Genomic DNA, 24571 nt, shown 5'->3' on the forward strand with positions numbered 1-24571 from the left:
TGACGGCAGGTCATCGGGCCTCTGTCCGGACGGCGTTGTCAGTGGTGGCCGATAGCGTCGGGGGTGTTGGAAGGGCCGTTTCCCGACAGGAGTGAACGATGACCGACGGCTGTGCGGAGAACGCGCTCAGAGTGGTGCTGACCGACGTCAACGAGAGCGTGGTGGCGGCCTGGCGGGCGGCGTTCGCCGACACCCCCGGGATCGAGATCCGCCGGGGGTCGATCCTCGACGAGGACGTCGACGCATGGGTCACCCCGACCAACTCCCGGGGCCGGATGGACGGCGGCGTCGACGCCGTGATCAAGCGGCACCTCGGCGCGGGCATCCAGCTGCGCGTCCAGCGGGCGATCCGTGACCGGTTCGCCGGCAACCTCCCGGTGGGCAGCGCGGTCTGCGTCCCGTCGGGCGCGACCGTCCCGCGGTACGTGATCTCGACGCCGACGATGGTGCAGTCCTCGCAGAACGTGCGGGACACCCTGAACGTGGCCCTGGCCTGCGCGGCCGCGTTCCAGGCCGTCCACCGGCAGAACCGGAAGGTGCCGGGCAGCATCCGGTCCGTGGCACTGGTGGGGATGGGCGCGCAGACCGGCCGGGTGCCGGCCCGGGTCTGCGCCAACCTGATGTGGACCGGCTACACGCTCTTCCACGACCACTGGTTCGAGGACGACGACGAGCTGCGCACCACGATCACGGCCCAGCTCGCCGGGATCGAGAGCGCACCGGTCACGCACCGGGTGCGCATCGTGCCGCCACCGAAGAGCGCCCCCGCCGCGGCCCCCGTCCCCCCTACCCCCACCCCGACCCCCGGGAGCCCCACCCCCATGAGCGACGCCCCCACCACCCCGGCCAAGCCCGACGCGAACGACCCGCTGGGCCTCACCGACCTGTTCAAGGGCGGCGGCGAACCCTGGCTGCCGCTCCTGAAGCCCGTCATCGAGGCGCAGCCGGACGCCGCCGCGTTCATCGGCCAGGGCCGCAGCCCGGAGGTCGTCCCGGTCCGGGAGCTGACGTTCCAGGCGCTCAAGCCCAACCCGCCGCACAAGTGGAAGGTCGTCGTCTTCGGCCAGAACCCGTACCCGCGGCCGGAGAGCGCGACCGGCATCGCCATGTTCGACAACACCTTCAACGACTGGAAGGACAGCCAGTTCGGCAGGGTCGTCAGCATCCGCTGCATCATCAAGGCGGCGGCGATGTGGAAGTACGGCATCCCGAAGAAGACACCCATCGCCGATGTCCGCGCCCTGCTCAAGGAGAAGGAGACCGTCCAGCCGCCGGAGTGGTTCCAGGCGATGCTCACCCAGGGCGTACTGCTCCTGAACGCCGCGCTGACAGCCAGCGGCGACGGCGCGATGGGCGCCGACCGACACACCGCCTTCTGGCGGCCCGTCGCCGAACGGATCGTCGAGGAGATCCTCAAGGCCAAGCAGGACGCCGCCGAGGAGGACCGCGGCGTCGTCTTCGCCTGGTGGGGCGTGCACGCCCGCAGCCTGAAGAAGGTCGTCCTGCGGCTCCAGGAGAAGTACCCGGACGTCGAGGTCCGGCACATCGACCACGCCAACCCCGCAGCCCAGGGCGACATCTTCTGCGAGGGCGACCACTTCGCCATGGTCAACTCGGCGCTCGCGTCGCTGGGCACCGACGAGATCGACTGGCTGCCGAGCAAGGGATGGAACGAGGGCGCGACCGGCGCCGGCGGTGCGGACGGCGACGTCGCGGCCCGCATGGGCGCCTTCATCACCTCGACGATGGAACTGCACCAGCTGTACTTGGAGCGGCTCACCAGCGTCAGGGACGAGGGGCAGATCCTCCCCGCCATCACCGGAGTGTTCGACACCCCGCTGATGGGCTTCGCCGAAGCCCTCGCCCCGGTCGCCGAAGTCCTGTCCGGGCTCGGCCGGCACCTCGACCGGTCCCGCGAGTTCGGCAAGCTGCGGGCGGACGAGGCGGCCGGCGGCCTGTCCGCCGACGCCATCGCGTCGCTCTACCTCTACACCTGTGAGTCCCGGTTCTACCGCGAGATCAACGCCGTCCTCCGCTCCCCGGACCGGAGCAAGGTCGTGCCCTATCTCCCGTACCTGCGGCTGCTGTTCTCCGCGGTCTCGAAGCTGCCGGCGCGCACCCAGCCGCTGTGGCGCGGCGTGTCGCTGGACCTGCGGGCGCAGTACCCGCTCGGGCGCACGGTGACCTGGTGGGGCGTGTCCTCGTGCACCTCCGAACTGGGTGTGGCCCGGGCCTTCCTGGGCAGCCGGGGCAAGCGGACGCTCTTCGAGGTGACCCCCGCGCGGGCGGTGGGGATCCGCCGCTTCTCCGCCTTCACCGGGGAGGAGGAGTACATCCTCGCGCCCGGAACGCAGCTCAAGGTGACGGACGTGAAGACGGAGCGCGGCGGCCTGTGCACGGTCAAGCTGACCGAGGAGCTCGCCGAACCTCTGGTGTCGTGACGGCGGCCGGCAGGGTCTGATCGCGTCCAGCCCGCCCGGAAGGTCCGGGCGGGTTGAGGCGCTCGGTGAGGAAGGCCAGGATCTCGTCCCTGGCCTGCAGCGTGGGATGCCCCTCCGCGTCGACGAGGTGTGCGGTGACGACGCTGTGGGGCGTCTCGACCAGCTCCCGGAAGAACGGTGGCGGGCTGGTGTTCGCGGTGGTCCCCGGAAGGACGCGGCCGTCGAAGGCGTCGCCGAGCAGCGCCCGGTAGGCGGCGAAACGCCGGCCGGTGCACCAGCGGTCGTCGTCGAAGCGGTAGGCGAGCACCTTCAGTCTGTCGCGCGCGACGCGCTCCCGGACCGCCCGCGCGTCCTCGTCGCTCAGTTCGAGCCCGGCGGGATCGTCCAGCGGCAGCGACGGATGGTTGACCACGGGCGCGACGACCGAGGGCTCGAGCGCCATCGCGAGCGCGAAGTTGCCGGTGAAGCACAGCCCGATCGCGCCCACGCCCGGACCGCCGCACTCGGCGTGCGCCTGGCGCGCGAGCCCACGCAGCCACGCGGTGACGGGACTGGTACCGCCCCCGGCGAACGCCCGGAACTCCGCACTGACGCACGCGCGGCGCATCACCTCCCTGCCGCCCTCGACCGTCGGAAAGGCCCCGTCCGTCCCGAAGAGCGAGGGGACGTGAACGGTGAAGCCCGCATCCCGGATCCACCGTGCCAGGCGCAGGACGTCGGGACTGATGCCGGGCATCTCGGGCATCAGCACGACCGCGGGCCCGGAACCCGCGACGTGCACCGTCTTCACCACCCCCGCCACGTCCACGCGTCGGTGGGAGAAGTCCCTGATCTCGTCGTCGAGTCGTTCGTCGGCAGCACTCATGCCGACAGCGTGGACCGTGACCCCGGCCCACGTGAGGGGCCGGATCGCCATGTACACGGGTAATCTCGCCAGCCTGGGCGCCGGACGGTGAGGAGGCGGGCGTGAGCGTGCTGAGGGTGGGAGTCCTGGCCTATCCGGGCTGCTTCGCGTCCGAGGTGTTCGGCGTACCCGATCTCCTGACGATGGCCACACACGTGGCCGGACCCGACGGCCCCGGATACGCCGTGACCATCGTGTCGCCCCGCCGCCGTGTCGCCGCATCCGGCGGTGCGGTGCTGGACGTCGCTCCGCTGCGCGAGGTGGACGTTCTCGTCGTGCCGGGGTTCGAACTCCTGCCGGGCACGGACATCGACGCGAAACTCGCACCGCTCGCCCCCGAGATCGCGGCGATCCGTGCGCAGGCCGCCGGGGGCACGGCGGTCGTCTCGATCTGCGTCGGCGCGTTCCTGCTCGCCGAGGCCGGGCTGCTCGACGGGCGCCGGGCCACGACGGCCTGGCTCCATGCCGACGAACTCGCCCGACGCTGCCCGGCCGCCGAGGTCCGCCCCGAGCATCTGGTCGTCACCGACACGGGAGTGACGACGACAGCCGCCTTCAGTGCCATGTACGACTTCGCGCTGGACCTGATCCGCCGGCACAGCGGAGCCGGCGTGGCCCGGACGACCGCCCGGGTGGCGCTCGTCGACGACGCGCGCTCGTCCCAGAGCCCGTACGTGGACGCGCGTCTTCTCCCGCAGCCGGGGAACGAGTTCTCCCACAAGGTCATGCGACGGCTCGACCAGAACCTCGCCGTCCGGTACGACCTGGCCGCGCTCTCGGCCGCGTTCGGGGTCAGCACCCGGACGCTGCTGCGCCGCTTCGCCGACGAGACCGGCCGCAGCCCGCTGGAGTACCTGCAGGCGTCCCGCGTCCGCCGCGCCCGCCACCTCCTCGAGACCACGGACCGGACCGTCGCCGGCATCTCCGCGGCGGTCGGCTACCGGGACCCCGGCACGTTCGCCGCGTTGTTCGCCAAGCACACGGGACGACGCCCCGGCGACTACCGCACGGCCTTCCGCAGGGTCCCCGCGTCCCAGCCGTCCGGCGAGCTCCCGCGCACGACGACGTGATGCGCCGCCGGCAGGGCAGTTGACGATCAGCCGACCGCCGGGCCCGAGGGGGCGATCCCCGCGAACGCGGTGTCGACGACCATCCGGATATGGTCCGGATCCGGCAGATGCCGGCGGATGAGCCAGCGGTAGTACGTGGGCCCGTACAGCAACTCGACGACGAATTCCGGGTCGAGCTCGGGACGGATCTGGCCCTGCTGCTGTGCGCTCCGGATGCGTTCGGTGGCCGCCGCAACCAGGTGGCCGACGAGCCGGTCCCACAGGGCGCTGCCCAGGGCGGGATCCTGCTGGGCCTCACCGATCAGCGCCGCGTAGTGCGGACCGGTGTCGGGACTGGCGAGGATGCTGCTGGCCGCGATCATCTGCGTCTTGAAGTCGGCGACCACGTCTCCGGTGTCGGGGAACGGGCCCTGCACCGACACCGCGGACAGCAGTCCGTCCAACAGGACGGCCGACTTGGAGGGCCACCACCGGTAGATGGTGTTCTTGCCGACTCCGGCGCGGTTGGCGATGCCTTCGATGCTGAGCTTCGCGTAGCCGACCTCCCGGCACAGCTCGAGTGCGGCCTGGACGATCGCTCTGGCCGACTCTTCGCTGCGGCGTTCTGGGCGTCGGGGAGTCATGGCTCGAGTATAGACATCAGGCGGCACGGATCGTTCCGTCTTGACTTCCCGTGATCCAACCGCACACACTTCTGGCGGCACGGAGCGTTCCGTGCCGCCTGACGCTCAGAGACGGTCCGGCACCACGTGCCGCCACGAGCAGTTCGGCCCCACCGTCCGAAAGGCAGAACCGTGCAGTACACGAACCTCGGCCGCAGCGGCCTGTCCGTCTCCCGGCTCATCCTCGGCACCATGAACTTCGGACCGCAGGCCTCCGAAGCCGAAAGCCACGCGATCATGGACCGTGCCCACGCGCACGGCATCAACTTCTTCGACACCGCCAACGTGTACGGCATGGAGCCTGGCGACGGCGTCACCGAGGAGATCATCGGCCGGTGGTTCGCCACCGGCGGCGGCCGGCGCGACAAGACCGTCCTCGCCACCAAGGCGTACCTCCCGACGGGGGAGTGGCCCAACCAGCGGTACCTGTCGGCCCTGAACATCCGGCGCGCCTGCGAGGCGTCGCTCGAGCGGCTGCGCACCGACCACATCGACCTGTTCCAGATGCACCACATCGACCGGACCACACCGTGGGAGGAGATCTGGGAGGCGTTCCAGGTCCTGCACCAGCAGGGCAAGGTGCTCTACTTCGGCTCGTCCAACTTCGCCGGCTGGCACCTCGCACAGGCCCAGGAGGCCGCCCGCGCGCGGCACTTCCTTGGACTGGTCTCCGAGCAGTCCCGGTACAACCTCATGACCCGCTGGGCCGAGCTGGAGGTGCTGCCCGCGGCGCGGGCGTACGGCATCGGCGTCATCCCCTGGGGGCCGCTGAACGGAGGCGTGCTCGCCGGAGCCCTGCGCAAGCACCGGCAGGGCGGCGCCTCCCGCAGCACCACGGGGCGCGCGGCCGCCACGCTCGCCGAACACCGGGAGAGCATCGAGGCGTACGAGAAGCTGTGCGCCGACCTGGGGGAGGACCCGGCCCACGTGGGACTGGCGTGGCTGCTCGCCCAGGACGGCGTGACCGGCCCGATCACCGGCCCGCGGACGGCCGAGCAGCTCGACGCCTCGCTGCGCGCCCTGTCGATCACGCTCGACGACCGCACCCTGGCCGAACTGGACCGGATCTTCCCGCCGCCCGGTCCGAACGGGGCCAAGCCCGCACCCGAGGCGTACGCCTGGTGAACCGGCAGTCGCCCCGGCCGGAGGTCAGTCCCCCTGCCGCCGCACCATCTCCGTGATCCACACGGGTGCGAACGGCGACGTGCAGCCCGGCGAGGTCGGGTAGTCCTTGAGCACCTCGAGCCGCTCCCCGATGCCGATCGCACGGGTGCGGTACTCGGGGTGCTCGATCCCGATCTGGGCCAGACAGTGGTTCATCGCCCACTGCAGGCGGTCCGGGGCGTCCTTCATCTCCGCCTCGACGGTGTCGAGCAGTCCCGCGAGGTCGAGGCCCTCGGGCTTCTTGGCCACGCGCTCGGTGGTCAGCGCCCAGCCGGCGCTCGCGACCACCGGGTCGGGATCGGCGGTCCACGCCAGGCGGAGTTCCTCGGCGTGCGGGTTCTTCTTCACCACGTAGTTCACGAGCCAGTCGTGCACCTTGGGCGTACGCGCCTCACGCAGCATGGTGTCCAGCTCGTCCCGGCCGAACGCCTTCGGCCGGCAGATCAGCAGCGCCAGCAGCCGCGCCGCCGTGTCCTCGGTCTCCCACAGGCCGCACGCGAGCTCCTGCTGCGTCTTCAGCCGCTTCGCGAGCGCGCGCAGCTTCCCGAGGTTCACACCGTGATCGTCACCGTGCCTCTCGTTCACCTTGCGCGTCTTCGCGTCCTCGAGCCCGGCCAGCTCGGCCATCACCTCGGACACGGTCGTCTCGGCCACCGTCGTCTCGGCCACTGGGTCTCCTGTCCATCACGAGGGGCGTTCAGCCTACGACGGCCCTGCCCGGAACCCGGCCAGGCCGGGGCCCGGGCGCTCGCTGGTAAAATGGGGTCACGCTTCGACACCGCCGGGGCCCGTACCGAGGGGTACGGGCCCCGGCGCGTTCCGGGCGCCAGACCGAGGAAGGTTCCCATGAACGCGAAGCCGCCCGCCCCCACCACCTCCCGCGCCGACGAGCCCCAGCAGGCGTCAGCGCCGGGGACGGCCGCCGCGGAGCTGCCCCCGGCCGAGTCCTTCGAAGGGCTCGGGCTGCCGCCCGAGCTCCTGGAGACGATGACCGGACTCGGCGTGACGGCGCCGTTCCCGATCCAGGCGGCGACCCTGCCGCACGCGCTGGCCGGCCGCGACGTCCTCGGCCGGGCGCGGACCGGCTCCGGCAAGACGCTGGCCTTCGGGCTCGCGCTCCTCGTCCGTACGGCAGGAACGCGGGCGGAGTCGAAGCGGCCGCTCGCGCTGGTCCTCGTACCGACCCGGGAGCTCGCCGAGCAGGTGACCGACGCGCTGACGCCGTACGCGCGGGCGCTGAACGTGCGGCTCGCGACGGTGGTCGGCGGTCTTTCGATGAACCGGCAGACGGCGGAGCTGCGGGCCGGCGCCGACGTGGTCGTCGCGACGCCCGGGCGGCTGACCGACCTGGTGTCGCGGCGGGACTGCCTCCTGAACCACGTCCGGATCACGGTCCTGGACGAGGCGGACCAGATGTGCGACCTGGGGTTCCTGCCGCAGGTCTCGGACATCCTCGAACAGGTCCGGCCCGAGGGCCAGCGGCTGCTGTTCTCCGCCACGCTCGACCGCGACGTCGAGCAGCTGGTGCGCAAGCACCTGAACGACCCGGTGCTCGCCTCGGTCGACCCCGCGGCCGGCTCGGGCACCGCGATGGACCACCATGTGCTCAACATCCACGCCGCGGACAAGTACGCGACCGCGACCGAGATCGCCGCGCGCGACGGCCGGGTCCTGATGTTCCTGAACACCAAGGCGTCCGTGGACCAGTTCACCCGTCACCTGCGGGCCAGCGGCGTACGGGCCGCCGCCCTGCACAGCGGCAAGTCCCAGCCGCAGCGCACCCACACGCTCGCCCAGTTCAAGGAGGGCGCGGTCACCGTGCTCGTGGCCACCAACGTCGCGGCGCGCGGCATCCACGTCGAGGCACTCGACCTGGTCGTCAACGTCGACCCGCCGGCCGACGCCAAGGACTACCTGCACCGCGGCGGGCGGACGGCGCGCGCCGGGGAGTCCGGGATCGTCGTGACGCTGGTCACCCCCAACCAACGGCGCGACGTGAACCGGCTGATGTCCGAGGCGGGCGTCCGGCCGACCGTCACGCAGGTGCGCTCCGGCGAGGCGCAGCTGACCGCCATCACCGGTGCGAAGCGCCCGCCCGTCGAGACCAAGACCACTGGCGGAAACGCCCCGTTCCGCGGCCTCGGGACGCGACCGGGCCGCCCCAAGGAGTCCCGCAAGTCCGCCGAGGCCCGCAAGATCGCCGAAGCCCGCGCGGCGGCCCGCGTACGCAAGGGGCGCTGACGCCGCGGGAGATCGAGCGCCGGGCATCAACGGGGGGCGTCAAGTACGGGGGCGGCGCAGCGGCGTGGACCGGCCGGTCCATAGGGTGGCCCCCATGTCTCCCACGTTGAGTTCCACGAAAGCCGCCGGCGCGCTGCGCACAGCGGCTCGCGTGTCCGCCGAGTCGTTGCTGGTCCTGCTGATGGCCGCGGCGGCCCTGTGGCTCGTGGGCCGCATGTGGTCGGTCGTCTGGCCGCTCATAGTGGGCCTGTTCCTCACCACCCTGACCTGGCCGCTGACCCGTTTCCTGCGGCGGCACGGCTGGCCCCCCGCCCTGGCCGCGGGCGTCGTCACGGTGTCGTTCCTGCTGCTCGTCGCCGGCATCGTCGCGCTCATCGCGGTCCCGGTCGCCTCGCAGTCCGGCGAACTCTCGCAGGGCGTGATCGAGGGAATCCAGCGGTTGCGCGAGTGGGCCGCCGGCCCGCCGCTGAACATCGGCGACGACGAGATCTCGGGCGCCTTCGACACGGCGGTCGCCCGCGTCCAGGACAGCATCGGCAGCATGGTCACCGCGGTCGCGTCCGGCGTGGGCACCGTGTTCAACGGCGTGGTCACGGCGTTCCTGGCCCTGTTCCTGATGTTCTTCTTCCTGAAGGACGGCCCGCGGTTCCTGCCGTGGCTGTCCCGCCAGCTCCCCGGGCGGCTCGCCGTCGACGTCCCGATCGTGGCGGAGCGCAGCTGGGACACCCTGGGCGCTTTTGTGCGCAGCCAGGCCTTCGTCGGCCTCCTCGACGCCGTGGCCATCGGCATCGGCCTGTGGATCCTCGACATCCCGCTGGTGCTGCCGCTGGCCGTACTGACCTTCGTCTCGGCGTTCGTGCCGATCATCGGCGCCCTGTTCGCCGGACTGGTCGCGGTGCTGATCGCCCTCGTGTCGAACGGTGTCACCGACGCACTGATCGTCCTGGCGATCATCGTCGTGGTGCAGCAGCTGGAGGGCAACGTGTTCCAGCCCATGATCCAGAGCCGCGGGCTCGGCCTGCACGCGGCCGTCGTGCTGCTGGCCGTGACGCTCGGCGGCAGCCTGGCCGGCATCGTGGGCAGCCTCCTCGCCGTCCCGTTCGCCGCGCTGATCGGGGTGTTCTGGAACTACCTGCGCGAGCAGCTCGGCGAACCGCGACAGGAACCGCAACAGGAACCGGAGCAGGAACCGCAGCAGGAACCGGACGCCGACGGGACACCGACTCCCGCTCCCATCGCGCCGTAACCCCGAAGGGCGGGCCGCATCGCGGCCCGCCCTTCACTTTTCGCCGGCGCACGCGTCGGCCGGCCAGGACCGGCCCTAGCTGCCCGGTGCCGGCCCGAAGGCGGGCGGCCTCAGATGGTCTCCGGCGGACCCGACGTCGCCGGTCTTCCACTCCGGGTCGTAGGCGCAGGGCACGCTCGCGCCGCCCATGAAGTACTCACGATCCGCGAACCAGGTGAAGGACATCCGCTCGTCGCCGTCGTCCCGCTGGACGAACAGGTCCCAGTCCCCGCTCTTCGTGCCCTCGCGGTACGACGTGATCTCCCAGCCCTCGTCCTTGAGATGCTGGTGCAGCCGTCGCATGCCCGGGACGGCCTGGCTCGCCGGCACGCGGTCCAGCGCCCAGCTGTGGTGCATCGAGTAGGCGCCGTCGACGGTCTTGTCCTCCATCCCCAGCAGGCCCCCGTCGTGGCAGTAGTCGGAGCCGAGCGTGTTCTCCGTACTGACGCCGAGGTCCTCGACCCCCGGTCGGATGGTGCGGGTGAAGCCCAGGACCCCGTAGGCCTCCTGGGAACGCCGGAGGGCATGGTCCGCCATCTCCTCGGGCGCGACACGGGGGAAGTCCGTCGACCCCGCGTTGTGCCATACGAGCGGGACGAGCAGAGCCAGCAGAGCCAGCAGCGCGACGCCACCGCATCCCAGGACGCCGCGGACGGCGGCGGAAGCCCATGATCTGGTCCGCGTTCCGGTCGCGGTCCCGCCTTCACCACCGGTCGCGGAGGGTGATTCGGGGGAGTCGGGTGAGTCGGGTGACTCGTTCGTGCGTGGCATGGTCTCGTCAGGCATACGAGGACCCTATGCGAGCGCCGAAGCACCCCGGATGGGCGTGGTGACCAGGTACGGAGTGAGTACGCGTACTCATCCTGGCGGCCCCCGGCCCGTAGTCCCAGTGGCCCCCGTGGCGGTGCGGCGAACGGCCCGTCGCGCCACGATCGAGGGGACCACGCGAGCCGGAACGATACGGAGACGGCCATGGCAGCAGGCTGGGAACCCCGTCCCTCAGACGTGGACGCCGACGAATGGCGTCCCGCCCTGGACGTACCCCCTCCGGACCGACAGCGCCGTTGGACGGTGTTCCTGCGCTGGCTGTTGCTCCTGCCCCAGTTCATCGTCGTCGCCCTGTTGTCCATCGCCGCGTTCTTCGTCACGATCGCGGGCTGGTTCGCCGCCCTGTTCCTGGGCCGGCTGCCCGACCCGATCGCGTCCTTCCTCGGCACGGTCCTCGCCTACCAGACCAGGGTCTCGGCCAGTTCGACCCTGCTCGTCGACCGCTACCCGCCGTTCGCCTTCGACGCCCCCGAGTACCCGGTGCAGATCGGGTTGCAAAGCACCCCCCTGAACCGCCTGGCGGTCTTCTTCCGGCTGATCCTGGTGATCCCGGCAGCGATCATCAGCGGCCTCGCGCAGTCCGGCTGGTTCGCGATCAGCTGGGTGTTCTGGCTGATCGGCATCATCCTGGGGCGCCTGCCCGAACCGGTCTTCGGGGCCACCGCGGCCGTCGTCCGGTACCGGATGAGACTGTCGGCGTACATGATGCTGCTGACGCCGGTGTACCCGAAGGGGATCCTGGGCGACGCCCCGCCGCCCGCCGCGGAGCAGCCGTACTCCGCGACGCGGCCCCTCGTCCTGGGCACCCCCGCGAAGGTGCTGGTCTGGGTCTTCCTGGTGCTCGGGCTGGCCGGAAACCTGACCTCGGGATCGGTCGACTACGACTCGGACAAGGACCACGACGACTACAAGGGCCGCGGCGGCCCGGCGGCCGTCGTACGAGTGGTGCGGTGAGAGAGTCATGGCGGACGGACTGGAACTGAGCAGCACCGCCTTCGCGGACGGCGCGGTGATCCCGCTCCGGTACAGCGGCGAGGGCGAGAACGTCTCACCGCCCCTGACCTGGTCGGGAGTGCCCCACGAGGCCACGGAGCTGGTGCTCCTGTGCGAGGACCCCGACGCCCCCGGCGCGACCTTCGTGCACTGGCTGGTGACCGGCATCGATCCGGCCACCGACGGGGTGGTGGAGGGCCAGAAACCGCAGGGCGGCCTGCCGTGGCCCAACGGCTTCGGGCGGGTGGGCTGGAGCGGTCCGATGCCGCCTCCGGGCCACGGACCGCACCGCTACTTCTTCCGCCTGTACGCCCTGGCCGAGCCGCTGCCGCTGCACAACCATCCCGGCGCCGCAGACGTGCACCGCGCGCTCAGGGGCAGGGCGCTGGCCTCCGGCACCCTCGTCGGGACCTACCAGCGCTGAGCCGCGCCGGCGGCGTCACCGCGCGCCACGACGTGTGGCCCACCGTGCCGGTCGTCCCCCGGCGCCCTCCGGTGCGCGCATCATCGGAGGTAGGGGGAAGCAGGCGAGGAGGCGCGTGGCGATGCGGCTGTCGTTCCTTGATCCCCTCTACGCGGAGCCGGGCCCGTACGCCTCCGTGTACCTGGACACCTCCCGGGATGTCGACCACCCCGAGCGGGCGATCGCCCAGCGCTGGCACCGGCTGCGCGAGAGCCTGTCCCGGCAGGGGGCGGACGGAGCACTGCTCGACGTGCTCGAAGGCGTGGTCGGCAGCGACACGGAGGTGCCGGGGGTGCACGGGCAGGCCGTCTTCGCCGCCCACGGCACGCTCGTCCTGGACGGGGAACTGCCGAGGCCGCCCGAGCACGACACCGCGCGCTACAGCACCCTGCCGGACGCGATGCCGCTCGTGACCCAGCACGTCCCGGAGATCCCGTACCTGGCCGTGGTCGTCCACTACAGCGGCCTCCCGACCGCCGAGACCCACGGCTGGGTCACGCTGGAGGCGGAGACCGGTACGTGGCCCGCGTCCACCGTCACCCCGGGTGAGCGCCTGCACCGCAGGGTCGCCGTGGCGACCTGGCACCGCACCTGCGTGCGACTCGGCCACCGCCTGGACGAACTGGCGCGCGGCGCCCATGCCGACGCAGTCGTCGTCGGCGGTGACGTGTGGGCGTGCAACGTACTGGTCCGCCGCCTGCCGGCCGCCCTGCGCGGCAAGGTCGTGCGGGTCGGCGGCCGAACCCCCACCGACACCGGGCGCGCCCTGCTCGAGGAACAGCTCGGCGGTGTCTTCCGGGACCACATGGCCGCGCACGACTGCGACCTGGTGGACGCGTTCATCGCCCGGCGTGCCCTGGAGGGGCCCACGGCGGAGGGGCTGCCCGCGACCGTGGCGGCCCTGCAGCGCGGCCAGGTCGCGGCGCTGCTGCTGAACCGGCCGCCCGGGGCCTCGGCTCGGCTCTGGGCGGGCTCCCGGCCCACCCAGCTCGCCCTGACCGAGGCGGAGTTGACGTCCTTCGGGGTGCGCGCCCCGGGTGAGGAGCGCGCCGACGAGGCGCTCGTACGCGCCCTCGTCGGCACCGGCGCCGAGCTGGTCGTCGTACCGGAGGGCGAGCTGCGGCTGCGTGACGGCGTGGGCGCTCTGCTGCGGTACGCGGATCCGGCTCCGCCGCCGTAGCATCCCCGCTCAGGCCGCGGTCAGGACGCGGACTTCTGGTGTGCCGCGAAGAACTCCCAGATGATGTCGGTCGCGTTGACGCCCGTGGCGGTCTCACCCATCGTCAGGTCCTTGCTGCCGGGCCAGTTGTGGCCCATGTCCGGGAGCCGGTAGGTCACGAGCTCCGAACCGTCGCGGCACTTCGCCTCGGTACGGGTGGTGGTCCCGGTGACCTTCTTGGGTCGCCCCGCCTTGCAGCCCAGGTGTTCCGACCAGGACGTGACGCCCCTCTCGAAGTCCCCGGCGAAACCGTCGCCGCCGCCGATGAAGGTGGCGACGGACACCGGGGTCTTCGGCGTGTACGTGGGCTTCTGCGCGTCCGGGCCGATGTAGCCGCCGCTCACCGGGGCGATCGCGGCGAGCGTGCCCGGGAGTTCGACCGCGAGCTTGAAGGCCATGTCCCCGCCGTTGGAGATGCCGGTGGCGTAGACGCGCCGGGGGTCGGCCTTCCACGTGTCGACGAGGCGCTTCGTCATCGCGCCGATGAAGCCGACGTCGTCCGCGCTGCCGCAGCAGATGAGGGCGTTGTACCCCTGGTCCATGCCGTCCGGGTACGCGACGAGGAAGCCTTCCTTGTCGGCCTTGGCGTCGAAGCCGGTCAGCTGGGCGGCGTACGCGCCGTCGGCCGGGTAGGGGTGCATCACGACGACCAGGGGGAGGGATCTGGTCGGCGTGTAGCCGGGCGGCGCGTGCACCGTGTAGACGCGCTGTTTGCCCTGCCAGGCCATGGTGACCTTCTGGTCGCCCGGGCGCGGCGTCTCCTCGGCCGGCCGACTCGCCGAAGGCTTCGGGGACTTACCGACGCCGTCGTCCTTGTCGGAGCCGGTGTCGCAGCCGGCGAGGGGGATCAGCAGAGCCAGGGGGATCAGCAGCGTCGGAGCGGCGATCCGTAAGGGGCGTGTCGGCATTGCAGCATGGTCGCAGTGGTGCGGGGGGCGGTCCAGAGGAAGCGGCGGTTCAGCGTGTACGGGGGTTCGCGCGCGTCATTCGGAAGGAGCGGGCTGCGCCGCCACAGCCCTGTGGTGCTCGGCGGCCTCGGCCGCCGTGTACGAGGAGGCGAAGGTGAACGCGCGCGGGTTCGGTCCGTGCGCCCGCAGGTCCGCCAGCCGTTCCAGGGCCTCGTCGACGGTGGGGAGGTGACCGGCGGGGACCCACCAGAGCACCAGATGCGCCTCGACGTGCCGTTCGAACCATTCGCGCCGCCGCCGCATCGCGTCCAGGTGGCCGCTGCGGTAGGCGAAGTCCCACAGGGACTCAGGGGACTCCCACACGGACAGGTTGACGATCACGTCCTCGCCCGCCGGGCGCAGGCCGGTGGCGTCGGCGGTCCCTTCCTCCACCAGCCGCCACACGAAGCCGGGCGAGCCTTCGGCGGCGGAGTTGACCGGGTCGAGCAGCTCGACGAACGGCGCCAGGCGCGGGTCGTCGAGCGGGTGTCGGAGCGTGGCGATGTTGAGCTGGGCGAGGTGTGCGCCATGCGCGGATGCGGTCATGGTCACATCCCAGCACGGCCGCGTTTTCTATGTCAATCAATATTGTTTTTAGAAGCTTCAACCACCACGCAGCACTCGCCGGGCCGCGCGTCCATGCGGGCCCGGACGGCGCCGTCCGCGCCCAACAGCCCCTCCAGCAGCGCCAGATTCATGCCGCAGACGAGCGGCGGGAAGCGCTCGGCGACGGCATGGAAGGGGCAGTTGCGCATCCGGACGACCCCGTCGGCGCCGTCCTCGGCTTCCTCCAGGTGCGGCTCGTAACCACGAGCGGCCAGCGTCTCCATGGCCTCGTCGAGGCCGCCGCAGGGCGCCGCCGCGCCACGCAGCGCCTCGCCCCGGCGGCGTGCGGCCGCGCAGAGCTCGGCGTCGAGCCCCGCCTGTTCGGCGGTCTCGGCGAGCAGCTCGGCCGCGGTGCGGTAGTCCCGGCCGGGCAGCGACACCGCCCACTCGGCCCGCGCCCGCGTGTACACCTTGGCCGGCCGCCCGGCCCCCGGCCCCGAGCGCCCCGTCAGGCGGCGGCTCCCGCTCTCCAGCAGCCCGGCCTCGGTCAGCCTGTCCAGATGGTGCGCGGCAAGTGTCCGCGTCACCCCGGCCGCCTCGGCGGCCTCGTTGCGCCCGACCTCGCGGCCCTGCGCCACCACGTACTCGTACAGGCGGCGCCGCACCGGGTCCTGCAATGCGGCGATCGCGTCGATGTGCTCCATCCCGCCATTCTAGAAACAACGCAGGTAGGAGATAGAGCGGTGTCCGCAGCCTCGGCCGCGCGCCCGGGCGGGAATGCATCGATCCCACCCGCCAAACGTGAGATATGTGACAGCGCTCCATCGGCTGTCGCCGGCTGCTTATCGCCGCCGAATATCCTGATGATTCCTCATTTGGCTTACGCATACGGGTAGTTGACGCTCCGGTTCCACCCGGTCAGGATTCGGGGCTGTGATCGGTGTGCCGATTGGTGAGCAACCGCCCGAACATGGCGGCCCTGCTCTTCAACCCCCCGCGCCCTGAGGTGCGCCGACATGAACTGAGTTCGCGGCACATCGGCGCGGACTCTTTTTTGTGCCGGAAACTCAGCCGCCGCTACCGCGGGGCAGAGAAAGAGGGGTTGGAGTGAGACGCAAAACCGACCGAATACGGGCAACGCGTTCCTTGGCCGTGATGGTCGCTTCCGCCGTCACCATCGCACTGTTACCGCAGTCGGCCTACGCCGCCACCGCACCGGACGCCGACGGTGGGGGACTGGGGGACATCGTCCGAGGCTGGTTCGCCGACGACGACAAGGGCCCCCAGCAGCCACAGGCCGGGGGAGAGGCCGTACTCCCCAGCAGAGAGAAACTCCCCAAGGGGGTCAAGGCCCCCAAGGCCCGCCGCGTCGCCGAACTGAACGCGAAGCGCACCACGCACTCCCGCTACTGGCGGATGTCCGACGGCAGAGTCCAGGCCGAGGTGTCGGCCGTGCCCACCGGATACCGGGAGGGCAAGAGCTGGAAGTCGATCGACACCGGCGTCAGCGCGACCGACCGGCAGGGCTACGCCTTCGCCAACACCACCAACACCGCCCGCAGCTGGTTCGGCTCCACGCCGGACCGGCTGCTGCGTTTCGAGACCACCGAGGGGCATCACGTCACCCTCGGCCTCCAAGGCGCCGGCGCCCTCGCACCCGCCGCCGCCGGCAGCAGAGTGACCTACCGTAACGCGGTGGCGGGCGCGGACCTCGTGTACGAGGTCGGCCCCGGACGGGTCAAGGAGAACATCGTCCTCCGCGCCCGCCCCGACCGCCCCGTCTCCTTCACCTTCACCCTGGACCCCGGCGGCCTCACCCCGAAGGCCCGCAAGGACGGCTCGATCGGCCTGTACGGCGAGGGGGCGGACCCGCTCCTCGAACTTCCGCCCGCCTTCATGACGGACGCGAAGCCGCTCGCCCAGTCCCCCTACGGCACGGCCCACAGCACCGCCGTCGCCCAGAAGCTCACCCGGGCGGGCAAGAGCTGGAAGGTGACGGTCACCCCGGACGCCACGTGGCTGGCCGCCGCCGAGCGCCGGTACCCCGTCACCATCGACCCGACCATCGCCATCGCGCCGCCGCCTTCCCAGGCCCAGGACGTGATGATCTCCTCCGACGGGCCCAGCGACAACTACGACACCAGCTGGCGGCTCTCGGTCGGCAACACCACCACCGGCAGCTCCCGCGCCCTGGTGAAGTTCCCGCTGGGCGCCGTCCCGGCCGGCACCAAGCTGGACTCGGCGGACCTGCAGCTCTACTACGACCAGACGCACACCACGAACGCCGACGAGGTACGGCTGGAGGCGCACCGCGCCACCGCGAGCTGGAACGAGGCCACGGCCACCTGGAACAGCGCCCAGGGCATCACCGGCGAGCTCTCCGGCACCTCCGTCCTGGTCGACGACGGCGACACCGGCACCACCGCCGCCAAGGGAGCCTGGCCGGTCTCCGGCAACACCGCGTACACGCAGTACGCGGTGAACAAGGACTACCTGTACAACAAGGACTCGGTCGCCGGTGACACGTACACCTGGCAGCCCAACCTTCCCGAGGACGGCACCTACCAGGTCGAGGCGCACTACGTCCCGGCCTCGGACCGCGCCACGACCGCGCCCTACACCGTCACCTACGACGGCGGCAGCAAGGCGTACACCGTCAACCAGCAGGCCGGCACCGCCGGCGTCTGGAAGACCCTCGGGGCCCACCCGTTCAAGGCCGGCACCCTGGGCAAGATCGTCCTCGGCGACGGCCCCGCCTCCACCACCACCTCGGTGATCGCGGACGCGGTCCGCTTCACCAAGGGCGGCGTCGTCACCAAGCAGCCGGGACAGTCCAACACCTGGCACTCGTTCCCGGTGACCAAGACGGTGCAGCAGTGGATCGACGGGACCCAGACGAACAACGGCTTCGTCGTCAAGGCCGCCGACGAGAGCGCGAACGCCCCCAAGGGCGGCCCCCGCTACGAGGGCAGTGAGTACGCCTACAACGGCGAGCACGCCACCTACCCGCGCCTGGTGCTGACCTTCGGCAGGCAGGGAGTGGACCTGGCGGCACCCGACACCATCCACGACACCGGCGCCGAGCTGGACTGGACGGCGTACCAGGACCCGTCCGCCTTCGACACGGGCGACGACCTGGCCGAGTACCAGGTGCACCGCTCCGTCTACCCGACGTTCACTCCCTCGGCCGCCACCCTGGTCGCGCCGGTGGCCCCCGGCACCACGTCCTTCACGGACACCTCCGCCGTGCCGACCCGGGCCGACGACCCCGATCCCGCCGGCCGCGCCTACTACTACATGGTCGCGGTGAAGACGAAGGACGGCACGGTCGTCCCGGCATCGACGCAGCTGGTCCGGCTGCCGAAGGCCGGACGCACCGTCAAACTGGTCGAGGCGTCCCAGGACACCACCCTCACCTCGGGCCAGCCCACCCAGCCGCACGACAGCGTCCAGGACGGCGGGCTGGCCAACGCCTGGGTGATGGCGGGCAACAACTCGGCCACCTACGGCAAGAGCCGCATCGCCCTGCAGTTCCCGGCACTCGGCATCCCCCAGTCCGCCCGGGTGCTGGAGGCCCAGGTCAAACTCTGGGGCTTCACCACCGTCACCGACACCGCGGGCGCCACGTACGAACTCCGGCCGCTCACCCGCCGCTTCGACGAGTCGACCGCGACCTGGGAGCGCGCCGACGCGACCACCACCTGGACGAGCCCCGGCGGCGACACCGGCGCCGTGGCCGCCGACCTCGGCTCGGTCACCAACGACCCGGCGAGCCGGCAGTGGAGCGTCACCTCGCTCGTACAGGACTGGGTGAAGAACCCGCCCGCCGACCACGGCGTACTGATCAAGGTGGCGAACGAGACCGGCGCCGGTGAACGCACCCTCTTCACCGCCACCGAAGCAAGCGTGCCGCGGCTCCGGCCCCGGATCGCGGTCACCTACATCGACTCCACCACCGCGTCGACGTACTACGCCCCCACGACCCCGGCCAGGATGACCCCGAACTCCGACCACACCGTCGAGTTCACCCTCACCAACACCACCACGGCCACCTGGCGGGCGGGCACGCACGCCCTCAGCTACCGGTGGACACTGCCCGACGGCACCGACGTGACCACGGGCGGCAACCGGCTCGAGACGGCGCTGCCCGCGGATCTGCTGCCCGGTGACTCGGTGACCCTGCAGGCGAAGGTCCGCACCCCGATCAACTCCGCCTCGGGCAACAAGCGGACCGACTACCAGCTGACCTGGGACGTCCGGGACACCGCCGCCGGCACCTGGGTCTCCGACACGTCCGGCCCCGCCGGACTCAGCCAGAACGTCGCCGTGGAGGAGCCCACCTCCAACCAGCTCGGCCTGGAGAAGTACTACTCCTACTCCGGCAAGAACACCGGCGCGGGCTCGTCCCTGATGAACAACACCGCCGCCGGAAACGCCGTCTGGCAGTACAACGCCTTCAACAACCCCGGCCGCGGGCTCAACACCTTCGTCCGCCTCGCCTACAACACCCAGGACACCTCGGACACCGTCGCCGGCCACGGGTGGTCCGTGCAGGCGGCCGGCCCGATCAGGCTCGGCGCGCCGCTGGACTTCCACCCCAACCCGCACCCGACCGAGGTCCGGCTGCCGGACGGCGACGGCACCACGCACGTCTTCCGCAAGCAGCCGGACGGCAGCTGGAAGGCGCCGGCCGGCGTCCACTTCAAGCTCTCGGCCAAGGCCGGCCTCGACTGCACCCCGGACAAGGACCCGGTTCCGGACGCCTGGACCCTGACCCGGCCCGACGGAACGCGCTTCCTCTTCGGCTGCGACGGCTACCAGACCTCCGCCGTCGACAAGAACGGCAACACCCAGACGTTCACCTACGAGGAGCGCAAGTCCAACAACAAGCCGGTCAAGTTCCTCACGTACATCACCGACCCGGCCGGCCGGCAGTCGCTCACCGTCACCTACTTCACCAAGGCGGACTCCTCCAATCCGAAGATCGTCGACCACATCAAGTCGATCACGGACATCGCGGGCCGCAAGCTCACCCTCGCGTACTCCGACAAGGGGCTGCTGACCACCCTCACGGACGGCGCCGGCTCCACCCAGCCGAAGGTGTTCGGCTTCGAGTACGACGCCACCCAGGGCAACAAGAACGTCAAGCTGGTCAAGATCACCGACCCGCGCGGCAACGCCACCGGCCTCGGGTACTACTACCCCAGCGAGGGCGACGACCCGAAGTACCACTGGTGGACCCAGACCATCACCGACCGGACGGGCGGGCCGACACGGTTCGCGTACCGGCCGGACACCGCCGACACCGCGCACACGGTCACCGGCATCACGGACGCCGAAGGCCGGCTGACGACGTACACGACCGACGACTTCGGCCGGCCCGTGACCTCCGTCAACGCCAAGTCCCAGACCACCGAGCTCGCTTGGGACGCCGACAACAACGTCACCTACATGGAGGAGGCCAACGGCGCCCGGACCGCATTCTGCTACGACCCGCTCACCGGCTACCCGCTGTGGAAGCGCACCGCGGAGAACAACCGGAACGGCGTGCCACCGCAGAGCGACTGCGCCCCCGGAAGACATCCGGCCGACGCGCAGCGGTTCGAGTACGTCAAGCGGCTGGACGGATACTCGTCCGACCTCTACCGCAAGATCTCACCGGAGGGCCGTACCTGGGAGTTCGGGTACGACACCTTCGGCAACCTCAAGACGGTCACCGACCCCAAGGGCGTCGCCACCACCGAAGCCGGTGACTACACCACCACGTACGAGTACAACTCCCAGGGCCTGCTGACCAGGTCGACCGACGCCAACGGCCACGCCACCCTCAACAGCGAGTTCGGACCGACCGGATACCCGGCGAAGATCACGAACGCGCTGGGGCAGACCACCGCGTTCGTCTACGACGAGCGCGGCCGCGTCGGGCAGGTCACCAACCCGCTGCAGCACAGGACCACCCAGACCTACGACACCTACGGCCGCCCGCTGGTCCGCACCGTCCCCAAGGACCAGGCCCGCGACCAGCTGATCAGCACCCCGGCACCGGTGTACGACGCCAACGACAACGTCACCAGGGCCATCGCGCCCAACGGGGCGGTCTCGACCGCCGTCTACGACGCGGCCGACCAGATCACCTCGGCGAGCGCGCCCAAGGACACCCCGACCGCGCCCGAGCGCACCACCAGCTACACCTACGACCGGGCCGGTCACGTCAAGACGATCACCGATCCGCAGGGCACCGCGACCCCGCAGATCCCCGACGACTACACCACCGTCTACACGTACGACGAGATCTACCAGCTGACGGCCCAGACCGACGCCCTCGGCCACAAGACCTCCTACGCGTACGACTCCGTCGGCAACAACGTCACCGTCGTCGACCCGAAGAAGAACGCCACGTCGGACCCCGACGACTTCGCGTCGAAGATGGAGTACGACCTCGAACACCGCCTCACCAAGGTGACCGACCCGCTCGGCGTCGCCACCACACGCGGCTACGACAAGGACGCGCTGCTGCGCACCGCGACCAACGCCGCGGGCTCCACGACCCTGTTCGACTACGACGAGCGCGGCAAGCAGACCGAGGTCAAGGTGCCGCACGAGGGCGCCACCGACGACGTCACCTACCGCACCACCCGCTACGAGTACGACGAGGTGGGCAACAGCACCCGGGTGATCAGCCCGCGGGGCACCGAGACCGCGAACCCGGACGACTTCGCCACCCGCGTCGAGTACGACGCGCTGAACCGCCCGGTCAAGAACTACCTGGCGTTCGACCCGTCCGACTCCCGCTACAACAGCCCGAACGTCTACACCGAGACCGTCTACGACGCGGCCGGACGGGTGGAACGCACCTCGCTCCCCGCGTCCAAGGGCCAGACGGTCCGCAACGACACGAAGTACAGCTACTTCGACAACGGGTGGCTGAGGTCCTCCACCGACCCCTGGGACATCTCCACCGCGTACGAGTACGACGACCTCGGACTCCAGACGTCCCGCACCCTCACCTCCGCCGGCGGTTCCGTCAGCCGCACCATGGGCTGGACGTACTACCCGAGCGGCAAGCTGAAGGACAAGACCGACGACGGCGTCCCGGTCGGCACCGCCGTCCCGCTCGTCGACAACTCCGACGTCCAGCACACCGGCACCACCGGCACCTGGACCCGGGCGAGCGGCACCGGACAGCAGGGATACGACCACCACATCCACGCCGCGGGCGCCGGAACCGACCGGTTCACCTGGAAACTGAACGTCCCCAAAGCGGGCACCTACACCGCCTACGTGAAGTTCCCGCAGGTCAGCGGGGCCAGCAGGACGGCCCGGTACAAGATCACCCACATCGGCGGCAGCACGGACAAGACCGTCGACCAGTCCACCGGGGCCGGAGCCTGGGTGCAGCTGGGCAGCTACACCTTCGCCCAGGGCGACGGCGCGAGTCTGGAACTCACGCAGAGCACCGACGGCGCCGTCGTGGCCGACGGCGTCAAGCTGGTGCGGGACATCTCCGGCGAGACCGACACGGAGAAGCACCACTTCCAGTACTCCTACGACGTCAACGGCAACCTCTCGCTGATCGACGACAAGTCGCCCGGCGCCGAGGTCGACGCGTACACCCTCGCCTACACCGAGCTCAACCAGGTGTCCCGGGTCACCGAGTCCCTCGCGGGACAGACGAGGACCAGCACCGACTACACCTACGACGCGAACGGCCAGCCCGAGACCGTCAAGCACCCCGACCAGTACTCGAAGTACACCTACGACCTGCGGGAGAAGGTCAAGTCCATCTCGGTCGGCGAATCGCCCACCGACCCCGACCCCAAGGTCTCCGGCTACACCTACGACGACCTCGGCCAGGTGACCCGGGAGACCAAGGACAACGGCAACACCGTCGGCCACACCTACTTCCGTGACGGGCTCGTCAAGACCAGCACGGAGAAGAAGGCCGACGGCACCACCCTGGTCGCCTCGCACGCGTACACCTACGACGCCAACGGCAACAAGGCGCGGGACGTCGCGAAGAAGATGAACGCCGACAACCACGCGGCGTACCTCGACTCGACCACCGACTACACCTACGACCCGGTCGACCGGATCGCCAAGTCGGTCAAGACCGGCAACGGCGCGGCCACGGAGACCTACGTCCACGACGACAACGCCAACGTCGTCGACCAGACCGTGGGCGGCGTCTCCACCACCTTCGAGTACGACCGCAACCGGCTGCAGCGGTCCGTCACCGGCGGCTCCGCCTCCACCTTCACCTACGACCCGCTGGGCCGGAAGGAAACGGTATCGGCCGGCGGCCAGATCGTCTCCCGGAGCATCTACGACGGCTTCGACCACGTCGTCGAGTCCCAGCAGCGGGACGCCGGCGGGGCGATGAAGTCCACGACCTACCGCTACGACCCGCTCGACCGCACCGCCGCCAAGACCGCGGACGGCGAGACCACCGACTACCGCTACCTCGGCCTCTCCCAGGAGGTCCTCACCGAGCAGATCGCCGGCAAACTCAGCAAGTCGTACCAGTACGCCCCGTCCGGCCAGCGGCTGTCGCAGGTCAAGCACAACGAGGACGGGACGGAGGAGGACGGCTACTACGGCTACAACAGCCACACCGACGTCGAGACCCTCACCGACGAGCGCGGCGACACCCGGGCCACCTACGGCTACACGGCCTACGGAAACGACGACAAGTCGGAGTTCACCGGGATCGACAAACCCGACCCCGCCGACCCCACCAAGGAGGAGTACAACTCCTACCGCTTCAACGCCAAGCGGTGGGACTCCGGTTCCGGCACGTACGACATGGGCTTCCGCGACTACGACCCGGGCCTGAACCGCTTCACCACCCGGGACATGTACAACGGCGCCCTGGCCGACATGAGCCTCGGCAGCGACCCCTTCACCGGCAACCGCTACGCCTTCACCGGTGGCAACCCGATCAGCAACGTGGAGATCGACGGGCACTTCGCCTTCGCCATCCCGTTCGTCGCGGCAGCGGCCGCGGCGGTGCTCATCGAGGCCGTGGTGGTCGCCGTGGTGGTCGTCGCGGTGGTGGCCGCCGTCGCGTACGTCGCCACCGAGGTCGCCGAGCGGATCGAGGAGGCGTCCGAGGACGAGGCGACCGACGAGACCGCCGAGCCCGAGCCGAAGCCGGCACCCCGCCCCCGGCCGGGACCGGACCCGGACACCGACGACGACGACAACGACGAGGGATGCGGAGGCGGCTGGGTCGACTACAAGGACACCGACTCGGCCAACGGAAACCGCGCCACCGGCGTGGAGGCATGCCTGACCAAGGAGTACGTGGAGTCCAACAGCGGCTCCCCGGTCAGCGTCTACCCGCCCGGATACCGCTGGGCGCAGGACTTCGCCGAGGACAAGGGCCTGAACCCGCAGCAGAACATCAACGCCTGCCACCTCCTCGGCAACGCCCTCACCGGATCCGGCTCGGACCGGCGCAACCTGGCCACCTGCTCGCGCGGCGCCAACGCCAAGCAGCGGGGGGCACCGCAGGGCGACGACCACATGCGGTCCTACGAGTCCCAGGTGTACGACGCCGTGATGTCCGGCCAGGACGTCATGTACACCGTGACACCCATCTACGACGGAGCCCGGACCGTGCCCACCGGGTTCCGGCTGACCGCCTACGGAACCCATCCGGACGGCACCATGGGCCTCAGCTTCGACACCATCGTCCCCAACACCCTGAGAACCGGCGACAACCTGGGGACGCAGTCGGACAACGGAGCCCCGGTACCCACAGGAGGTACGTCATGATGAGCCCACGGACAGCACGGAGGAGGAGACG

The 24571-nt window shown here is 70.7% G+C and carries 16 protein-coding genes; 9 read left to right on the forward strand and 7 right to left on the reverse strand.

What is annotated here, in order from left to right:
• Nucleotides 1–98: 98 nt before the first annotated feature.
• On the forward strand, nucleotides 99–2441 hold the full coding sequence (locus tag R2D22_RS35730) for a macro domain-containing protein (RefSeq protein WP_318109453.1): 2343 nt from the start codon (nucleotides 99–101) through the stop codon (nucleotides 2439–2441).
• On the opposite strand, the gene R2D22_RS35735 is transcribed toward R2D22_RS35730, so the two are convergent.
• Complete coding sequence (locus R2D22_RS35735; protein ID WP_318109455.1) at nucleotides 2401–3306, reverse strand: dienelactone hydrolase family protein; 906 nt, start codon at nucleotides 3304–3306, stop codon at nucleotides 2401–2403. The genes R2D22_RS35730 and R2D22_RS35735 overlap by 41 nt on opposite strands.
• A gap of 101 nt (nucleotides 3307–3407) precedes the next feature.
• Here R2D22_RS35735 and R2D22_RS35740 point away from each other — a divergent pair, with 101 nt between their 5' ends.
• Complete coding sequence (locus R2D22_RS35740) at nucleotides 3408–4415, forward strand: GlxA family transcriptional regulator (RefSeq protein ID WP_318109456.1); 1008 nt, start codon at nucleotides 3408–3410, stop codon at nucleotides 4413–4415.
• Nucleotides 4416–4441: 26 nt separating this feature from the next.
• Here R2D22_RS35740 and R2D22_RS35745 read toward each other — a convergent pair whose 3' ends face one another.
• On the reverse strand, nucleotides 4442–5038 hold the full coding sequence (locus R2D22_RS35745) for a TetR/AcrR family transcriptional regulator (protein WP_318109457.1): 597 nt from the start codon (nucleotides 5036–5038) through the stop codon (nucleotides 4442–4444).
• A gap of 171 nt (nucleotides 5039–5209) precedes the next feature.
• On the opposite strand from R2D22_RS35745, the gene R2D22_RS35750 reads away from it, so the two are divergent.
• Nucleotides 5210–6202: an aldo/keto reductase gene (locus R2D22_RS35750; RefSeq protein WP_318109458.1), complete on the forward strand. Its 993-nt coding sequence runs from the start codon at nucleotides 5210–5212 to the stop codon at nucleotides 6200–6202.
• A gap of 24 nt (nucleotides 6203–6226) precedes the next feature.
• Here R2D22_RS35750 and R2D22_RS35755 read toward each other — a convergent pair whose 3' ends face one another.
• The gene (locus R2D22_RS35755) at nucleotides 6227–6868 is read right to left on the reverse strand and encodes a DNA alkylation repair protein (protein WP_411977175.1); all 642 of its coding nucleotides are present in this window, start codon (nucleotides 6866–6868) and stop codon (nucleotides 6227–6229) included.
• Between the two features lie 219 nt (nucleotides 6869–7087).
• On the opposite strand from R2D22_RS35755, the gene R2D22_RS35760 reads away from it, so the two are divergent.
• On the forward strand, nucleotides 7088–8482 hold the full coding sequence (locus R2D22_RS35760; RefSeq protein WP_318109461.1) for a DEAD/DEAH box helicase: 1395 nt from the start codon (nucleotides 7088–7090) through the stop codon (nucleotides 8480–8482).
• Nucleotides 8483–8576: 94 nt separating this feature from the next.
• Nucleotides 8577–9728 (forward strand): AI-2E family transporter, encoded by a 1152-nt coding sequence (locus R2D22_RS35765; RefSeq protein WP_318109462.1) that lies wholly within the window; start codon nucleotides 8577–8579, stop codon nucleotides 9726–9728.
• A gap of 75 nt (nucleotides 9729–9803) precedes the next feature.
• Here the strand turns inward: R2D22_RS35765 and R2D22_RS35770 are convergent, their stop codons facing one another.
• The gene (locus R2D22_RS35770; RefSeq protein WP_318109464.1) at nucleotides 9804–10553 is read right to left on the reverse strand and encodes a hypothetical protein; all 750 of its coding nucleotides are present in this window, start codon (nucleotides 10551–10553) and stop codon (nucleotides 9804–9806) included.
• A gap of 186 nt (nucleotides 10554–10739) precedes the next feature.
• Here R2D22_RS35770 and R2D22_RS35775 point away from each other — a divergent pair, with 186 nt between their 5' ends.
• From R2D22_RS35775 to R2D22_RS35785, 3 genes are all read left to right on the forward strand, one after another.
• Nucleotides 10740–11549, forward strand: a complete 810-nt coding sequence (locus R2D22_RS35775) for a DUF4389 domain-containing protein (RefSeq protein WP_318109466.1) — start codon at nucleotides 10740–10742, stop codon at nucleotides 11547–11549.
• Nucleotides 11550–11556: 7 nt separating this feature from the next.
• Nucleotides 11557–12012, forward strand: a complete 456-nt coding sequence (locus R2D22_RS35780) for a YbhB/YbcL family Raf kinase inhibitor-like protein (RefSeq protein ID WP_318109469.1) — start codon at nucleotides 11557–11559, stop codon at nucleotides 12010–12012.
• A 121-nt stretch (nucleotides 12013–12133) separates the two neighbouring features.
• Entirely contained in the window at nucleotides 12134–13231 is a 1098-nt protein-coding gene (locus R2D22_RS35785; RefSeq protein ID WP_318110179.1) for a baeRF2 domain-containing protein, read from the forward strand.
• Nucleotides 13232–13251: 20 nt separating this feature from the next.
• Here R2D22_RS35785 and R2D22_RS35790 read toward each other — a convergent pair whose 3' ends face one another.
• The 3 genes from R2D22_RS35790 to R2D22_RS35800 form a co-directional block, all read right to left on the reverse strand.
• Complete coding sequence (locus R2D22_RS35790; RefSeq protein ID WP_318109470.1) at nucleotides 13252–14178, reverse strand: CE1 family esterase; 927 nt, start codon at nucleotides 14176–14178, stop codon at nucleotides 13252–13254.
• A 75-nt stretch (nucleotides 14179–14253) separates the two neighbouring features.
• On the reverse strand, nucleotides 14254–14763 hold the full coding sequence (locus R2D22_RS35795) for a DUF3291 domain-containing protein (protein ID WP_318109471.1): 510 nt from the start codon (nucleotides 14761–14763) through the stop codon (nucleotides 14254–14256).
• 32 nt (nucleotides 14764–14795) lie between these two features.
• Complete coding sequence (locus R2D22_RS35800; RefSeq protein WP_318109472.1) at nucleotides 14796–15467, reverse strand: helix-turn-helix transcriptional regulator; 672 nt, start codon at nucleotides 15465–15467, stop codon at nucleotides 14796–14798.
• Between the two features lie 451 nt (nucleotides 15468–15918).
• Here R2D22_RS35800 and R2D22_RS35805 point away from each other — a divergent pair, with 451 nt between their 5' ends.
• Nucleotides 15919–24540, forward strand: a complete 8622-nt coding sequence (locus R2D22_RS35805; protein WP_318109473.1) for a golvesin C-terminal-like domain-containing protein — start codon at nucleotides 15919–15921, stop codon at nucleotides 24538–24540.
• Nucleotides 24541–24571: the final 31 nt, after the last annotated feature.

The organism is Streptomyces sp. HUAS YS2, assembly GCF_033343995.1.
Taxonomy (GTDB): Bacteria; Actinomycetota; Actinomycetes; order Streptomycetales; family Streptomycetaceae; genus Streptomyces; species Streptomyces solicathayae.

Coding starts and splice junctions, on each gene's coding strand:
- R2D22_RS35790 (WP_318109470.1), bottom strand. CDS start 14,178: ATGCCGACACGCCCCTTACGGATCGCCGCTCCGACGCTGCTGATCCCC.
- R2D22_RS35735 (WP_318109455.1), bottom strand. CDS start 3,306: ATGAGTGCTGCCGACGAACGACTCGACGACGAGATCAGGGACTTCTCC.
- R2D22_RS35760 (WP_318109461.1), top strand. CDS start 7,088: ATGAACGCGAAGCCGCCCGCCCCCACCACCTCCCGCGCCGACGAGCCC.
- R2D22_RS35780 (WP_318109469.1), top strand. CDS start 11,557: ATGGCGGACGGACTGGAACTGAGCAGCACCGCCTTCGCGGACGGCGCG.
- R2D22_RS35765 (WP_318109462.1), top strand. CDS start 8,577: ATGTCTCCCACGTTGAGTTCCACGAAAGCCGCCGGCGCGCTGCGCACA.
- R2D22_RS35770 (WP_318109464.1), bottom strand. CDS start 10,553: ATGCCTGACGAGACCATGCCACGCACGAACGAGTCACCCGACTCACCC.
- R2D22_RS35755 (WP_411977175.1), bottom strand. CDS start 6,868: ATGGCCGAGCTGGCCGGGCTCGAGGACGCGAAGACGCGCAAGGTGAAC.
- R2D22_RS35775 (WP_318109466.1), top strand. CDS start 10,740: ATGGCAGCAGGCTGGGAACCCCGTCCCTCAGACGTGGACGCCGACGAA.
- R2D22_RS35730 (WP_318109453.1), top strand. CDS start 99: ATGACCGACGGCTGTGCGGAGAACGCGCTCAGAGTGGTGCTGACCGAC.
- R2D22_RS35745 (WP_318109457.1), bottom strand. CDS start 5,038: ATGACTCCCCGACGCCCAGAACGCCGCAGCGAAGAGTCGGCCAGAGCG.
- R2D22_RS35800 (WP_318109472.1), bottom strand. CDS start 15,467: ATGGAGCACATCGACGCGATCGCCGCATTGCAGGACCCGGTGCGGCGC.
- R2D22_RS35795 (WP_318109471.1), bottom strand. CDS start 14,763: ATGACCGCATCCGCGCATGGCGCACACCTCGCCCAGCTCAACATCGCC.
- R2D22_RS35805 (WP_318109473.1), top strand. CDS start 15,919: ATGGTCGCTTCCGCCGTCACCATCGCACTGTTACCGCAGTCGGCCTAC.
- R2D22_RS35785 (WP_318110179.1), top strand. CDS start 12,134: ATGCGGCTGTCGTTCCTTGATCCCCTCTACGCGGAGCCGGGCCCGTAC.